General features: G+C 71.9%; 14 protein-coding genes. 7 read left to right on the top strand and 7 right to left on the bottom strand.

What is annotated here, in order from left to right:
• The first annotated feature begins 122 nt into the window (after positions 1-122).
• Genes ACWD1U_RS02390 through ACWD1U_RS02380 form a run of 3 tightly spaced genes read left to right on the top strand, consistent with a single transcriptional unit; the run spans position 123 to position 3,210 of the window.
• On the top strand, positions 123-1,436 hold the full coding sequence (locus ACWD1U_RS02390) for an ABC transporter substrate-binding protein (protein WP_451103793.1): 1,314 nt from the start codon (positions 123-125) through the stop codon (positions 1,434-1,436).
• Positions 1,436-2,383 (top strand): carbohydrate ABC transporter permease, encoded by a 948-nt coding sequence (locus ACWD1U_RS02385; RefSeq protein ID WP_451103792.1) that lies wholly within the window; start codon positions 1,436-1,438, stop codon positions 2,381-2,383. Before ACWD1U_RS02390 ends, ACWD1U_RS02385 begins: the two co-directional genes overlap by 1 nt.
• A complete protein-coding gene (locus ACWD1U_RS02380) occupies positions 2,380-3,210 on the top strand; it encodes a carbohydrate ABC transporter permease (protein WP_451103791.1) in 831 nt (276 codons plus the stop codon). The genes ACWD1U_RS02385 and ACWD1U_RS02380 overlap by 4 nt, the downstream gene beginning before the upstream one ends.
• 111 nt (positions 3,211-3,321) lie before the next feature.
• Here ACWD1U_RS02380 and ACWD1U_RS02375 read toward each other — a convergent pair whose 3' ends face one another.
• The 3 genes from ACWD1U_RS02375 to ACWD1U_RS02365 form a co-directional block, all read right to left on the bottom strand.
• The gene (locus ACWD1U_RS02375) at positions 3,322-4,611 is read right to left on the bottom strand and encodes a ribonuclease D (RefSeq protein WP_451103790.1); all 1,290 of its coding nucleotides are present in this window, start codon (positions 4,609-4,611) and stop codon (positions 3,322-3,324) included.
• Positions 4,612-4,796: 185 nt separating this feature from the next.
• Complete coding sequence (locus ACWD1U_RS02370) at positions 4,797-5,459, bottom strand: response regulator transcription factor (protein ID WP_003993737.1); 663 nt, start codon at positions 5,457-5,459, stop codon at positions 4,797-4,799.
• 324 nt (positions 5,460-5,783) lie between these two features.
• Positions 5,784-6,458, bottom strand: a complete 675-nt coding sequence (locus ACWD1U_RS02365) for a DUF3000 domain-containing protein (protein WP_451103789.1) — start codon at positions 6,456-6,458, stop codon at positions 5,784-5,786.
• 102 nt (positions 6,459-6,560) lie between these two features.
• Here ACWD1U_RS02365 and hemE point away from each other — a divergent pair, with 102 nt between their 5' ends.
• Positions 6,561-7,628, top strand: coding sequence for a uroporphyrinogen decarboxylase (gene hemE, locus ACWD1U_RS02360; RefSeq protein ID WP_451103788.1), 1,068 nt, complete (start codon positions 6,561-6,563; stop codon positions 7,626-7,628).
• A gap of 114 nt (positions 7,629-7,742) precedes the next feature.
• Positions 7,743-8,075 carry a hypothetical protein gene (locus tag ACWD1U_RS02355; protein ID WP_451103787.1) on the top strand — a complete coding sequence of 111 codons (333 nt, stop codon included), beginning with the start codon at positions 7,743-7,745 and terminating at the stop codon, positions 8,073-8,075.
• A gap of 125 nt (positions 8,076-8,200) precedes the next feature.
• On the opposite strand, the gene ACWD1U_RS02350 is transcribed toward ACWD1U_RS02355, so the two are convergent.
• Together ACWD1U_RS02350 and ACWD1U_RS02345 are read right to left on the bottom strand one after the other, a co-directional pair.
• On the bottom strand, positions 8,201-9,592 hold the full coding sequence (locus ACWD1U_RS02350; RefSeq protein WP_451103786.1) for an FAD-dependent oxidoreductase: 1,392 nt from the start codon (positions 9,590-9,592) through the stop codon (positions 8,201-8,203).
• A 27-nt stretch (positions 9,593-9,619) separates the two neighbouring features.
• Positions 9,620-10,609: a DUF4349 domain-containing protein gene (locus ACWD1U_RS02345; protein ID WP_451103785.1), complete on the bottom strand. Its 990-nt coding sequence runs from the start codon at positions 10,607-10,609 to the stop codon at positions 9,620-9,622.
• 158 nt (positions 10,610-10,767) lie between these two features.
• Between ACWD1U_RS02345 and hemG the strand changes: the two genes are divergently transcribed.
• Together hemG and hemQ are read left to right on the top strand one after the other, a co-directional pair.
• On the top strand, positions 10,768-12,228 hold the full coding sequence (hemG, locus tag ACWD1U_RS02340) for a protoporphyrinogen oxidase (RefSeq protein ID WP_451103784.1): 1,461 nt from the start codon (positions 10,768-10,770) through the stop codon (positions 12,226-12,228).
• Positions 12,229-12,233: 5 nt separating this feature from the next.
• The gene (gene hemQ / locus ACWD1U_RS02335) at positions 12,234-12,977 is read left to right on the top strand and encodes a hydrogen peroxide-dependent heme synthase (protein WP_451103783.1); all 744 of its coding nucleotides are present in this window, start codon (positions 12,234-12,236) and stop codon (positions 12,975-12,977) included.
• Here the strand turns inward: hemQ and ACWD1U_RS02330 are convergent, their stop codons facing one another.
• A complete protein-coding gene (locus ACWD1U_RS02330) occupies positions 12,978-14,645 on the bottom strand; it encodes an alpha/beta hydrolase (RefSeq protein ID WP_451103782.1) in 1,668 nt (555 codons plus the stop codon).
• 114 nt (positions 14,646-14,759) lie between these two features.
• On the bottom strand, positions 14,760-15,530 hold the full coding sequence (locus ACWD1U_RS02325) for a TIGR04222 domain-containing membrane protein (RefSeq protein WP_451103781.1): 771 nt from the start codon (positions 15,528-15,530) through the stop codon (positions 14,760-14,762).
• Between the last annotated feature and the right edge of the window lie 52 nt (positions 15,531-15,582).

Below are 15,582 nucleotides of genomic sequence, written 5' to 3'. Positions count from 1 at the left end.
TCCCCAGCGATGGCGGGAATGGGACTTTACCGGTTGAGGAAAGCGCTGCCAGAGTGCCGAACCAGCCATACCGCACGTGCTCGTCCGTCCCGAGTTCCCCTCCGTGAACGGAGCTGATGCACATGAACCGCCGTACCGTCCTCGCCCTGGCCGTGGGCGCCGCCCTGCTGGGCGCCGGCTGCACCGGCACCGGAGGCTCCTCCAAGGGCGCGGACGCCGAGGCGCCCGACGACCCCTCCAAGGTCTCCGGGACCATCACCGTCCTCACCCACCGGACCGACCTCGTGCAGGACGGGACGATGAAGAAGTACGCCGCCGAGTTCCGCAAGACCTACCCCGATGTGAAGGTCGAGTTCGAGGGCCTCACCGATTACGAGGGCGAGGTCAAGATTCGGATGAACACGGAGAACTACGGCGACGTCCTCATGATCCCGGCCGTGATCGAGAAGAAGGACTACCCGAAGTTCTTCGCATCGCTGGGCACGCGGTCCGAGCGGAGTGCGAAGTACCGCTTCACCGACTACACCACGGTGGGCGGCAAGGTCTACGGCCAGAGCCCGCTCGGCGCGGTCCCGGGCTTCATCTACAACAAGAAGGTGTGGCAGGAGGCCGGGATCACCGACTGGCCCACGACACCGGACGAGTTCCTGGACGACCTGAAGGCGATCAAGTCGAAGACCGACGCGATCCCGTACTACACCAACTTCAAGGACATGTGGCCGCTCACCCAGTGGACGCAGGTCAACGGATCGGTCAGCTGCGACGAAGAGGCCACCACGAAGCTCGCCGAAGGCGACCCCTGGGCCGAGGGCGCCGACCTGCGGACCGCCGACACGCTGCTGTACGACATCGTGCGCGAAGGGCTCGTCGAGAAGGACCCGACGACCACCAACTGGGAGGCGTCCAAGCCCAAGTTGGCCAAGGGCGAGATCGCCACGATGTGGCTCGGTTCCTGGGCCGTGATCCAGATGCAGCAAGCGGCGAAGCAGGCAGGCGCCGACCCGGACGCCATAGGGTTCATGCCCTTCCCCGCCCAGAAGAACGGCACGTTCTGCGCGGTGACGCTGCCCGACTACAACCAGGCCGTCAACGTCAACTCCGATCACAAGGCCGCCGCCCGCGCCTGGATCGACTGGTTCACCGACAAGTCCGGCTACGCGGACGCCAACCTGGCCCTCTCGCCCCTCAAGGACGCCCCGCTGCCCGACGTTCTCAAGCCGTACCAGGAGGCGGGCGTGAAGCTCCTCGACCTCGACGACACCAAGGGCGCCGAGGTCAAGTCCATCGACAACCAGTCCGAGGTCGGCATCTACAAGCCCGACTACCGCCAGGACCTCGTCGACCTCGCCCGCGGTGCCCGCAAGGGCGGCCTGGACGACTTCCTGACCGGGCTCGGCGAGAAGTGGACCGAGGCGCGCAAGAACCTGGGGTCCTGATGACCGACACCACCCGGAAGGCGGCGCGGCCGGGTCCGCCGGCCGCGCCCGCCGGGCCGACACCGCCGACCCCGCTGCGCCGGGGGCGACGACAGGGCGTCACCCCCTGGCTGTTCCTGATCGCCCCGCTCGTCCTGCTGATCGCCTTCACCTACGCGCCGATCGTCAACATGGTCGCGTACAGCTTCACCGACTGGGACGGCGTCAGCCCCGAGCTGCACTACACGGGCGCCGAGAACTACGCCGAACTCTTCACCCGCTCCGAGCTGTTCGAGGTCTTCTTCGTCAGCGGCTACTACCTCGCCGCGTCCGTGGTGCAGATCGCCGCGGCCCTCTACTTCGCCACCGTCCTGAGCTTCAACGTCCGCTTCCGCACCTTCTTCAAGGGCGTGCTCTTCTTCCCGTACCTGATCAACGGCGTCGCGATCGGCTTCGTCTTCCTGTACTTCTTCCAGGACGGCGGCACCCTCGACTCGATCCTGAGCCTCTTCGGCTACGACGGCGACCGTGCCTGGCTCGGCACACCCACGTCGGCCAACGTCTCCCTCGCCGGTGTCTCCGTCTGGCGCTACCTGGGCCTGAACTTCGTCCTCTTCCTCGGCGCCATCCAGTCCATCCCGGGGGAGCTGTACGAGGCGGCCGAACTGGACGGGGCCAACCGCTGGCAGCAGTTCCGCCACATCATCGCGCCCGGCATCCGGCCGGTGCTGAGTCTGTCGGTGATCCTGTCCGTCTCCGGGTCGCTGTCCGTCTTCGAGATCCCGTACATCATGACCGGTGGCGCGACCGGCACCGAGACCTTCGTGATCCAGACCGTGAAGCTGGCCTTCCAGTTCAACAAGACGGGCCTCGCGTCGGCGGCGGCCGTCGTACTGCTGCTGATCATCCTGGCGGTGACCTGGGTGCAGCGGCGCCTCGTCCCGGACGACAAGGTGGACCTCGTATGACCCGCCGTACCGTGGCCCGCGCTCTCGTGTACCTGTCCCTCGTGCTCGCGACGCTGGTCGTGCTGTTGCCGCTCGCGGTGGTCTTCCTGACCTCGCTCAAGACATCCGGGGAGATGGCCGGCGACAGTGGCGCCCTCACTCTGCCCGACGACCCGTTCCATTTCCACAACTACGTGACGGCGTTCCAGGACGGCCGCATGCTCTCGGCGTTCGCCAACACGGCGGTCATCCTGGTCGTCGCCATCGGCGGCACGATCCTCATCGGCTCCATGACGGCGTACGCCATCGACCGCTTCCGGTTCCGTCTCCGCAAGCTCGTCCTGGCCCTGTTCCTGGTCGCCGCGCTGGTCCCCGGGGTGACCACCCAGGTGGCGACCTTCCAGATCGTCGACAGCTTCGGCATGTTCGACAGCCTGTGGGCACCGATCGCGCTCTACATGGGCACCGACATCGTCTCGATCTACATCTTCCTGCAGTTCGTCCGCTCGATCCCGGTCTCCCTGGACGAGTCGGCCCGCATCGACGGAGCCAACGCCTTCACGGTCTACCGCAAGGTCATCTTCCCGCTCCTGAAACCGGCGATCGCGACGGTCGTGATCGTGAAGGGGATCAACGTCTACAACGACTTCTACATCCCCTTCCTCTACATGCCCTCCGAAGATCTTGGCGTGATCTCGACGTCGCTGTTCCGCTTCAAGGGACCCTTCGGCGCCCACTGGGAAACCATCTCGGCGGGAGCGATCCTGGTCATCGTCCCGACACTGATCGTCTTCCTGTCCCTGCAGCGGTTCATCTACAACGGTTTCACTCGCGGTGCCACGAAGTAGGCGACCCGTCTCCTCGCGGCGCGGGGGCGTGTCTGACCTGCGGCTGGGCCGCGTCGGCGCGAACAACCACACCTCAGCCGCGGCCGCCGTACGACGAAAGCTCTACGGCGGCTACGCCCCCTTGGCGGACAGCGCCTCCACCAGCACCGGCGTCACCTGCTCGACCTGCCACTGTCGCGCGCCGTTGCCCGCGAGCGCAGCCGCCACGGACTCGGCATCCAGCACCGCCGGCGGCTCCCAGCAGACCCGCCGCACGGTGTCCGGCGTGATCACGTTCTCCTGCGGCATGTTGAGCTGCTCGGCCAACGCCGAGATCCCCGCGCGCGCCGCGGACAGGCGGGCCGCGGCCACAGGGTCCTTGTCGGCCCAGGCCCGCGGCGGCGGCGGCCCCGCGACCGACTGTCCCGGCTGCGGCAACTGCGCCTCGCTCAAGGCCTTCGCCCGGTCCACGGCCGCCTGCCACTGCTCCAGCTGCCGCTTGCCCATCCGGTGTCCGAAGCCGTTCAGCGCGGCGAGCGCGTGCACGTTGGCCGGAATCGCCAGCGCGGCCTCCACGATGGCCGCGTCCCCGAGCACCTTGCCGGGCGAGACATCCCGCCGCTGCGCGATCCGGTCCCGCGTCTGCCACAGCTCGCGCACGACGGCCAGCTGCCGCCGCCGGCGCACCTTGTGCATGCCCGACGTGCGCCGCCAGGGATCCTTGCGCGGCTCGGGCGGCGGGGCGGAGGCGATCGCGTGGAACTCCTGGTGGGCCCACTCCAGCTTGCCCTGCCGGTCCAGCTCCTTCTCCAGCGCGTCGCGCAGGTCGACGAGCAGCTCGACGTCCAGCGCCGCGTACCGCAGCCACGGCTCGGGCAGCGGGCGGGTCGACCAGTCGACGGCGGAGTGGCCCTTCTCCAGGACGAAGCCCAGTACGTTCTCGACCATCGCGCCGAGGCCGACCCGGGGGAACCCGGCGAGCCGCCCGGCCAGCTCCGTGTCGAACAGCCGGGTCGGCACCATGCCTATCTCACGCAGGCAGGGCAGGTCCTGGGTGGCGGCGTGCAAGACCCACTCGACGCCGGACAGGGCCTCGCCCAGGGAGGACAGGTCGGGGCAGGCGACGGGGTCGATCAGGGCCGTGCCGGCGCCCTCGCGGCGCAGCTGCACGAGGTAGGCGCGCTGGCCGTAGCGGTAGCCGGACGCCCGCTCGGCGTCGACGGCGACGGGGCCGGAACCCGCCTCGAAGGCGGCGATCACCCGGGCGAGGGCGGCCTCGTCCGCGATCACGGGCGGAATGCCCTCACGCGGCTCCAGCAAAGGGATCGGCGCCTCCGTAGCAGAAGATCCGCCGTCGTCCGGAGGAGCGCCTCCGGTGGTTCGCAGTGAGCTGTCTGCTGCGGTGTCGTGGGCGTCGGTCACCTGTCAAGGGTATCCATGTATGGACAGCGCCCGCCGACGGAACGTTCCGTCGACAGGCGCCGGGGGGTCGCAAACCAGTCATGTCGGGGAAGCAGCGGGTTCGCGAACCGTGAGTGACGTGAACGGGAGCGACGTGCGGCCCCGTTCACGTGAGTGAATGATCACGAAAGTCATGATGGAGCGGGTCAGTGGATGATCCCGGTGCGCAGTGCCACCGCGACCATCCCGGCGCGGTCGCCCGTGCCGAGCTTGCGGGCGATGCGGGCGAGGTGGCTCTTGACGGTCAGTGCGGACAGGCCCATGGAGACGCCGATCGCCTTGTTCGACTGGCCCTCCGCGACCAGCCGCAGCACCTCGACCTCGCGACCGGACAGCTCGCGGTAACCGCCCGGGTGGCTCGGGGCGCCCGGGGGGCGGCGGTGCAGGCGCGCGGCGGCGGCGCCGATGGGGGCGGCGCCCGGCCGGGTGGGGAGCCCGACGTTGGTACGGGTGCCGGTGACGACGTAACCCTTCACACCGCCGGCGAGCGCGTTGCGCACGGCGCCGATGTCGTCGGCCGCCGAGAGGGCGAGCCCGTTGGGCCAGCCGGCGGCGCGGGTCTCCGACAGCAGGGTGAGGCCGGAGCCATCGGGCAGGTGGACGTCGGCGACGCAGATGTCGCGGGGGTTGCCGATGCGGGGACGAGCCTCCGCGATGGACGAGGCCTCGATGACATCGCGCACACCGAGCGCCCACAGGTGGCGGGTGACGGTGGAGCGGACGCGCGGGTCGGCCACGACCACCATGGCGGTGGGCTTGTTCGGGCGGTAGGCGACCAGGCTTGCGGGCTGCTCGAGGAGAACGGACACCAGGCCTCCTGGGGTGCGGGACGGGGCCGGCTCGTGGGGGTTGAAGCCGGGACGAACCGTGCTTTCAAGGTCACAGTCGTCTTCGGCACCGAACCCGTCGGCCTTTAGGGAATGATCACGAATCGGTGATAACAATCCGTGCAATTCGGACACGCGGTCGATCATTCGAAGGCCGGACGGTTTCGGTCTGCGTCGGTACGCGGTCGAAAGTGGCCGTATCGACAAAGTGATTCGGCCAAGAGGGGGACGCAGGTGTGATCGTCGACAGGGCATGGTTGACCGCCCCGTACAGGTTCGATCAGTACGGGGTCGGAACAGGTTGGATCAGCGGGACTGCGGTCCCCGCCGCTGGGGCAGCGTCACCACCGACGCGTCCCCCGGACCGGCCGGCGGCAGCCCCGCGACCTGGGCGAGCAGATCGCACCAGGACGCCAGGTGCGCGGCCGTGTCCGGCGCTCCGCCCAGGCTCTCGCGCGGCGTCCACGACGCACGGATCTCGATCTGCGAGGCGGGCGGGCGCGCGGACAGCCCGCCGAAGTAGTGGGAGCCGGCACGCGTGACCGTGCCGCTCGGCTCCCCGTAGGTCAGCCCGCGCGTCTGCAGCGCGCCGGTCAGCCACGACCAGCACACCTCCGGCAGCAGCGGGTCCGCGGCCATCTCCGGCTCCAGTTCGGCGCGCACCAGCGTCACCAGCCGGAAGGTGCCCCGCCAGGCGTCGTGCCCGGCCGGGTCGTGCAGCAGCACCAGCCGGCCGTCGGCCAGATCCTGGTCGCCGTCGACCACCGCGGCCTCCAGCGCGTAGGCGTAGGGAGCGAGCCGCTTCGGCGGGGGTGTCGGCTCTACCTCGATCTGGGGCCGCAGCCGCGCAGCCCTGAGCGCGTCGACGGCGGCCCGGAAGGGCAGCGGGGCGGTGTCCGCCTCCCGCCGGTCGTTCTCGGTGTCCTTCGCTTCGTCCATACCGCCAGCGCCGTCCGACAGTCGTCCCTGAGCCGCAGCCATGCGGGAAGGTTACGGGGACCGGAGCCCCGGTGCGGGGCTAGACACCCCGCGCCTGTCCAGGGGCTGGATCGCGCCGTCGGGCAGCATGCGAAACTTGGCCCCGTGAGTGCCAACGACGCCCCCCGGGCCCAGCAGCCTTCCGCTCCGTACGACTCCGCCTTTCTCAAGGCCTGCCGGCGTGAGCCCGTGCCGCACACGCCGGTGTGGTTCATGCGGCAGGCCGGGCGCTCACTGCCGGAGTACCGCAAGGTGCGCGAGGGCATCGGGATGCTCGAGTCCTGCATGCGGCCCGAACTGGTCACCGAGATCACGCTGCAGCCGGTGCGCCGGCACAACGTCGACGCGGCGATCTACTTCAGCGACATCGTCGTCCCGCTGAAGGCCATCGGCGTCGACCTCGACATCAAGCCGGGCATCGGCCCGGTCGTCGAGCGTCCGATCCGCACCCGCGCGGACCTCGCGCAGCTGCGCGATCTGACCCCCGAGGACGTCTCCTACGTCACCGAGGCCATCGGCCAGCTCACCCGCGAGCTGGGCGCCACGCCGCTCATCGGCTTCGCCGGCGCCCCCTTCACCCTCGCCAGCTACCTCGTCGAGGGCGGCCCGTCCCGCACGTACGAGAACGCCAAGGCGATGATGTACGGCGACCCCGAGCTGTGGGCCGATCTGCTGGACCGCCTCGCGGACATCACCGCCGCGTTCCTGAAGGTGCAGATCGAGGCGGGCGCCTCGGCCGTCCAGCTGTTCGACTCCTGGGCGGGCGCCCTGGCCCCCGTCGACTACCGGCGCTCCGTCCTGCCGGCGTCGGCGAAGGTCTTCGAGGCGGTGGCCGGCTACGGCGTCCCGCGCATCCACTTCGGCGTCGGCACCGGCGAACTGCTGAACCTCCTGGGCGAGGCCGGCGCGGACGTCGTCGGCGTCGACTGGCGCGTCCCGCTCGATGAGGCCGCCCGCCGCGTCGGCCCCGGCAAGGCACTCCAGGGCAACCTCGACCCGACCGTGCTGTTCGCCCCGACGGAGGCCGTCGAGGCCAAGACCCGCGAGGTCCTGGACACGGCGGCGGGCCTGGAGGGCCACGTCTTCAACCTCGGCCACGGCGTCATGCCGTCGACCGACCCGGACGCGCTGACGCGGCTGGTGGAGTACGTGCACACGCGCACCGCGCGCTGACGCTAGGCCGAATCGGCCGGCCCGGTGAACGCAGGCGTCCGGGCGTGCGTATCTGTCGGCAACCGCCCGCGGCGCGGGGAAGGCGGGTCGCGGGGCCGACGTGAGGAACAGGCGATGAACGACCGAGTTACTCCTGCGATGCACGCCCTGCCGGACGGCGAGGCGGAGCTGACGCTGGTGGTGCGGCTCCCCTGGGAGGACGTGGCCCGGCTCGGCCAGGAGGCCGGGCGGCTGGCGACCCAGATGCGGCGGCCCGTGACGCTGGAGGAGGCGGTGAGCCACCGGTTGCGGTCGACCCGGGTCGCCGCGCACGCGAAACCGGCGGGGGAGCAGCCGCCGGCGGTGACCGCGGCGTCGGCGTCGGTGTCGTCCCTGCCGTCGCGGCCGCCGGCGGAGCAGGCGCGGCAGGCGATCGACCGGATCACCGGGACGGCCGGGACCGCGTAGGGTTCGCCGTGGGCGTGCGGGTGACGTAGCCGGGTGCGGGCCCGTCGTGGCCGTTCGCGCCCACGCGGCGGAGCCGGATCGATACAGCCCCGCGCCCCGGAGAACAGGGGCGTCGCCCCGCCGCCCTACGAAGTCTCGCGCACCTTCGCCGCCGCCTTGCGGGCCGCTACGAGAACCGGGTCCCAGACGGGGGAGAACGGTGGGGCGTAGCCGAGGTCCAGGGCCGTCATCTGTTCCGCGGTCATGCCCGCCGTGAGAGCCACCGCCGCGATGTCGACCCGCTTGCCCGCGCCCTCCCGGCCGACGATCTGAACGCCGAGGAGGCGGCCCGTGCGGTGTTCGGCGAGCATCTTGACCGTCATGGGGGAGGCGTCGGGGTAGTAGCCCGCGCGGCTGGTCGACTTGATGGTGACCGACTCGAAGCGGAGCCCGACGCGGTCGGCGTCCTTCTCGCGCAGGCCCGTGCGCGCGATCTCCAGGTCGCACACCTTGCTGACCGCGGTGCCGACGACGCCCGGGAACGTGGCGTGGCCGCCACCGATGTTGGTGCCGATGACCTGGCCGTGCTTGTTGGCGTGGGTGCCGAGTGGAATGTGCCGCTCCTGTCCGGAGACCAGGTCGAGGACCTCGACGCAGTCGCCGCCGGCCCAGATGTTCTCGTGGCCGCGCACCCGCATCGAGCGGTCCGTGAGGAGGCCGCCGTGCGTGCCGAGGGGGAGACCGGCCGCACGCGCGAGTGCCGTCTCGGGGCGCACGCCGATGCCGAGCACGACGACGTCCGCCGGGAACTTGGCGTCCTGTGTGATCACCGCCCGCACCCGGCCGTCGTCCCCGGTCAGGATCTTCGTCACCTCGGCGTCGTTCACCATCGTGATGCCCAGGCCCTCCATGGCCTCGTGCACCAGGCAGCCCATGTCGGGGTCGAGGGTCGACATGGGCTCGCTGCCGCGGTTGACGACCGTCACCTCGTAGCCGCGGTTGATGAGCGCCTCGGCCATCTCCACGCCGATGTAACCGGCCCCGACGACCACCGCGCGGCGGCCACGCGTGCGGGCCAGCGTGTCGAGCAGCGCCTGGCCGTCGTCCAGCGTCTGCACACCGTGCACTCCCGCGGCGTCGGCCCCGGGCATGTCCGGCCGGATCGGCCGGGCGCCGGTCGCGATCACGAGCTTGTCGTACGACGTCCAGGACTCGGCGCCGGACTCGACGTCACACGCGCGTACCCGCCGCCCCTCGATGTCGAGCCGCGTGACCTCCGTGCGCAGCCGCACCTCGATGTCCCGTCGGCGGTGCTCCTCGGGTGTGCGGGCGATGAGCTGGTCCCGGTCGGTGACCTCGCCGCCCACCCAGTAGGGGATGCCGCACGCCGAGTACGACGTGAAGTGGCCCCGTTCGAACGCCACGATCTCCAACTCGTCGGGGCCCTTCAGACGGCGGGCCTGCGACGCCGCGGACATGCCCGCGGCGTCGCCGCCGATGACGACCAGTCGCTCCCTGCGCGTACGGCTCATGCTCATGCGAACACGCTACGGGAGCAGGGCATTTCAGTCCCGCTCACCCGGCTCCCGAGTGGGCGCCTCGGGCGCCGGGCGGGCCGTCGGCAGCGGGCCGAGCGCGCTCGTCGCGGGCGCGGGCCGGGGGCGGCGGGGGAGACGGGGGCGTACGACGCGCAGCCACAGCAGGACGATCAGGGCCGTCACCGCCGCGAACGGCAGCACCGCGCCGAGGGCGACCGCGAGCCAGCGCAGCATCGTCACGAACGCGTTCCAGCCGCCCGTGAGCGCGTCCAGGAACCCCGGGTCGTCGCCCTCGGCGGTCTCCTTCACCGGTGGCTCGGACAGCGACAGGGTGATGGTGGCCAGGCTGGTGCGGTCCTTCAGGGACGCCTGCCGGGCGAGCAGCGCCTCCAGGTCGGCCTGGCGGGTGCTCAGCTCGCTCTCCAGGGTCACCACGTCGCTGAGTTTGGTCGCCTGGTCCATCAGCTCGCGGATCCGGGCCACGCTCGCACGCTGCGATGCGATCCGGCTCTCCACGTCCACGACCTGGTCGGTGACGTCCTCGGCCTTCGCGCTGCGGTCGAGGAGCTTGCCGGTGCCCTCCAGCTCGGCGAGGACCTCGTCGTACTTCTCGACGGGCACGCGCAGCACGACCCGGGTGCGTTCACGGCCCTCCTCGTCCCGGGTGGTGGTCTCGTTGCCGACGTAACCGCCCGCGTTCTCGGTTTTGGTGCGGACCTCTTCCAGGGCCTTCGGGACGTCCTTGACCCGCACGGTCAGCGACGCGGTGCGGATGATGCGGCTCGTGGAGAGCTTCGGCGGCGCCGTCGCCCTGGCTCCGCTCCAGGTACCGCCGGGGGCGGCCTCGTTCGCGCCGGCCTTGCCGTTCGCATGGGGGGCGGCGATCGGGCGGTCGGCGGCGGTGCTGCCGGCGGAGTCCTCGCCCGCGCCGCTGCATCCGGTGAGCGCGAGGGCGGCGGCCAGCAGGAGCGCGGCGAGGGCCGGGACGGGGTGGCGGGCGGGTCGTCGTGTGCGCATGCGGGCATCCCCGGGGATCGATTTCGGCTGACGCTTCTTCGACGCCCGGACCGCGCCGGACGTTTGGCCCGGGACGGTTCCGATGCGGTCACGGTCGGGACTCGTGCGGGACACCGGGGCGCGGGAGCGCTGTCAGTGAGGTTTGAGAGGCTGGGGCCATGCGCGAGGTTCAAGCCCGTCGGGGCACAGGGCAGGTCGTCGTCATCGGGGCGGGTATCGCGGGGCTGGCCGCCGCGCACCGGCTGCTGGAGCGCGGGGCGCGGGTGACCGTGCTGGAAGCCGCCGACCGGGTCGGCGGCAAGCTGCTGCCCGGGGAGATCGCGGGCGCGCGGGTGGACTTCGGCGCCGAGTCGATGCTGGCCCGCCGCCCCGAGGCGGTGGCGCTCGCGCGCGAGGTGGGCCTCGCCGACCGCCTCCAGCCGCCGGCCACGGCGACGGCCTCGATCTGGACCCGGGGCGCGCTGCGCCCGATGCCCAAGGGCCATGTGATGGGCGTGCCGGGTACCGCCGCCGCCCTGTCCGGCGTGCTGTCGGAGGAGGGCCTGGCCCGCATCGACCGCGACGCCGAGCTGCCCCGCACGGAGGTCGGCGACGACGTGGCCGTCGGGGAGTACGTGGCGGCGCGCCTCGGCCGGGAGGTTGTCGACCGCCTGGTGGAACCCCTGCTGGGCGGCGTGTACGCGGGCGACGCGTACGGAATCTCGATGCGCTCGGCCGTCCCGCAGCTCTTCCAGGCCGCCCGGTCCCACACGTCCCTGACGGAGGGTGTCCGCGAGATCCAGGCGAAGGCGGCCGCCGCCCGGCAGACCGGCCCGGTGTTCATGGGCCTCCGCGGCGGCGTGGGCACCCTGCCGCTCGCGGTGGCGGAGTCGGTTCGGGAGCGCGGGGGCGAGATCCTCACCGGGACTCCGGTGACGGAGCTGCGTCGCACCCCGGAGGGCGCCTGGCAGGTCGCCTCCGGCGATCGCGCGTGGCAGGCGGACGCCGTGGTCGTCGCCACCCCCGCCTCCGCCGCCGCTCGGCTCCTGCGCTCCGAGACCCCCGAGGCCGCCGCCGAGCTCGGCTCCGTCGAGTACGCCTCCATGGCCCTGGTCACCCTCGCCTACCGCCGTGCCGAGACGGCCCTGCCCGACGGCAGCGGGTTCCTCGTGCCGCCGGTCGACGGACGCACCATCAAGGCCTCCACCTTCGCCTCGCAGAAGTGGGGCTGGATCGCCGACGAGAATCCCGACCTGGTCGTCCTGCGCACCTCCGTCGGGCGGTACGGCGAGACGGAGATCCTCCAGCGCGACGACGCCGGGCTCGTGGACGTCTCCCGACACGATCTGAAGGCGGCGACCGGCCTGGACGCCACCCCCGTCGCCACCCGCGTCACCCGCTGGGACGGCGGCCTGCCCCAGTACCCCGTGGGCCACCACGCGCGCGTGGCCCGCATCCGCGAGCACGTCGCCCGGCTCCCCGGGCTCGCCGTCTGCGGCGCCCCGTACGACGGCGTCGGCATCCCCGCCTGCATCGCGAGCGCCTACGCCGCCGTCGACCAGATCCACGGTGACCTGCGCGGTGTGCAGGAGCTCACCGCCCACCCGGTGCAGAGTCTGCACGGCGGAGCGGGAGAATGAGGAGCATGAGTGACGACGCCTCCACCCCGGCCTCCAGCACCGCGCCCGACCGCATCCCGAACAAGGGCAAGCTGGCCAAGGACCTCAACGAGGTCATCCGCTACACGCTCTGGTCCGTCTTCAAGCTGAAGGACGTCCTCCCCGAGGACCGCGCCGGGTACGCCGACGAGGTCCAGGAGCTGTTCGACCAGCTCGCCGCGAAGGACGTGACCATCCGCGGCACGTACGACGTCTCGGGCCTGCGCGCCGACGCCGACCTCATGATCTGGTGGCACGCGGAGACCAGCGACGCGCTGCAGGAGGCGTACAACCTCTTCCGCCGCACGAAGCTGGGCCGTGCGCTCACGCCGGTGTGGTCGAACATGGCGCTGCACCGGCCCGCCGAGTTCAACCGTTCGCACATCCCGGCGTTCCTCGCCGACGAGACGCCCCGCAACTACGTGAGCGTCTACCCCTTCGTGCGCTCCTACGACTGGTACCTGCTGCCCGACGAGGACCGCCGCCGCATGCTCGCCGACCACGGCAAGATGGCTCGCGGCTACCCGGACGTGCGCGCCAACACGGTCGCCTCGTTCTCCCTCGGCGACTACGAGTGGCTCCTCGCCTTCGAGGCCGACGAGCTGTACCGCATCGTCGACCTCATGCGCCACCTGCGCGCCTCGGAGGCCCGTCGGCACGTCCGCGAGGAGGTCCCCTTCTTCACGGGCCGCCGCAAGGACATCGCCGAGCTGGTCGCGGACCTGGCCTGATCAGCGCGTTCGCTGCCCGGCCCCGGGGTTTTCCGGGGCCGCCGGCTGCGTCTGCGGCCCGGTCTGCGAAGCCGGCTCCGTCTCCGGGGCCGGCTTCGTCTTCGCGTAAGGCTTCGGCTCGGCGTGCGGCGCGCACTGCGCTCGCCGCCCCGGCAGCCGCCCCTCCAGCAGATACGCCTCCATGTGCCCGTTGACGCAGGCGTTCGGCCCGCCCGCCAGGCCATGGGCGCCCGCGTCCCGCTCGGTCACCAGTACCGAGCCCGCGAGGCGGCGGTGGAGTTCCAGGGCGCCGTCGTACGGTGTGGCCGCGTCCCGCTCGGCCGCCAGGATCAGCGTCGGCGGAAGCTCGCCCGGCCCGGCGAAGACGTCGAGCGGCCGCTGCCGGGGCGCCCGCCAGTAGGCGCACGGCAGGTTCGTCCACACGTTGTCCCAGGTCTCGAAGGGCGCCACCCGCGCGAGCCGGGTGTTGTCCCGGTCCCACACCGCCCAGTCGGTCGGCCAGGGGGCGTCGTTGCACTCGACGGCTACGTAGACCGCGCGTGAGTTCTCCGCCTCGACGGCGGCCTGAGGATGCTGCTCCGCCTGCTCGATCAGCGGCCGCGGGTCGCCCTGGAGATAGGCCGACAGCGCGTGCGCCCGGTGCGGCCACTGGTCGTCGTAGTACCCGGCCTGCAGGAACGCGCCCTGCAACTGCCCCGGCCCCACCTTCCCGCCCGCCGGCTCGGCGGCCAGCCGCGCGCTCGCCCATTCGTAGCTGCGCTGCACCTGCCGCGCCGTCCCGCCCAGCCCGTACACGTCGTCGTGCCGGGCGATCCACTCCCGGAAGTCCCGCCAGCGGATCTCGAACGCCGCCGACTGGTGCAGGTTGTTGCGGTACCAGATCCGTCTCGGGTGGGGGTCGACCGCCGAGTCGAACACCATGCGCCGCACGTGTGACGGGAACAGCGTCGCGTACAGGGCGCCGAAGTACGTGCCGTACGACGAGCCCATGAAGGTCAGGCGCTCCTCGCCGAGCGCGGCGCGCAGCACGTCTAGGTCGCGGGCGTTGTTCAGCGAGTGGTAGTGCCGCAGCGTACCGCCGGCCCGCTCGGCGCAACCGTGCGCGTACGCCTTCGCCTGCGCGACGCGCTCCTTCTTGTACGACTCGGAGGGGTGCGTCGGTGCCTGCGTGGGGCCCTTGAAGAACTGCTCGGGGTCCTCGCAGGACAGCGGCGCCGAACGGCCGACGCCGCGCGGGGCGTAGCCGACGAGGTCGTACGCGGCCGCGATCCGCTTCCACTCGGGGAGCAGGCCGATGAGCGGGAAGTACAGACCGGTGGCGCCCGGACCGCCGGGGTTGTGGACGAGGGCGCCCTGCCGGCGGACCTCACGCTTGCCGTGCGGGCCCTTGCGCGTGGCCCGGGACCGGCTGACGGCGAGTTCGATCTGCCTGCCGTCGGGCCGGGCGTAGTCCAGCGGGACGGTCACCGTGCCGCACTGCATGCTGCCCGGCAGGTCCTGCGCGTCGGGGCACGGGCCGAAGTCGACACCGTCCGCCTTCGCGCGGGCGGCGGCGACGGCGGTGCCGCGCGCCTCGGCCTCCCCCGTCCGGCCTTCCAGGGCCGGGGCCGCGGTGAGGGTGCTCAGCAGCAAGGACCCCGCGGCCGAGTAGAGGAGAGCGGCTCTCATCGCGTATCCCTTCGAGGCACGGTGGCGACGAAAGGGATGGTTCGTGCGGCGCGGAGGGAAGGCAAGCACCGTCCGCCGGTGTCGGGACCCATGCCTCCCCGCGCCCCCGGTCTGTCAGTCGTGCGCCTCGCGATGCGCGAAGGCCGCGCGCAGCTCCGGTTCACCGATCGCGTGGACGCCGCGTACCGCCACGGACGTGAGGTACGTGCGGTCGTCGGCGGTGCCGTCCGCGGTCCGGGTCAGCGTGCCGAGCAGCCGCTGACCGGCCGGGGAGGCCCAGTGCGAGTACGGGTGCACCTCGATCCGGGCGATGGCGAGGCAGCTCAGGGTGAGGGCCAGCGGCAGCGCGAACCACAGGGCGACCAGGTGCCGCGCCATGTCGGGCGGTGCGGGCGTCAGCAGCGCGACGATGCCCAGCGCGAGGACGGCGACGGCCGCCCCGCGCACTTGCCGGACCCCCGAGGCGACCGTCGTGCGGGCGCTGTCGGGCACCGCGAGCCCCGCCCGGACCAGCCCGTCGGCGACGCCCCGCACCGCGTCCGCGGCGGCGGCCGCGGCCCGCACCGGCGCGATCCGGGACTGTCCGTCGGGACCGATGGCCCCTATCACCGACCGTTCCATCTCGTCCCGCCCGCGCGGGTCGACGACCGTCGCCCAGCCGGTATGGGCCAGCAGCAGACGGCGCTGGCGTGCCATGGCGACCAGCGTCACGTCGGCGACCCGCCGGGGACCGCCGGAGAGGAACGCCGCCTCGTACAGCGTGAGTTCGTGGACCCGGCCGGTGTCCGCGGCACCGGCCGCGGCGCGTACGGCGGCCAGGCACAGACGCGTGCACGCCGTGCCGGCCACGGCCCAGGCCGCCAGGAGGAGAAGAACCCCGAGCATGTGTTGTTTGTATGTGACACGGTCGCGAAAGCACCATGCCCTGTTCACCATC

The organism is Streptomyces sp. NPDC002788, assembly GCF_053592115.1.
This window is presented reverse-complemented; position numbering and strand designations above follow the sequence as displayed.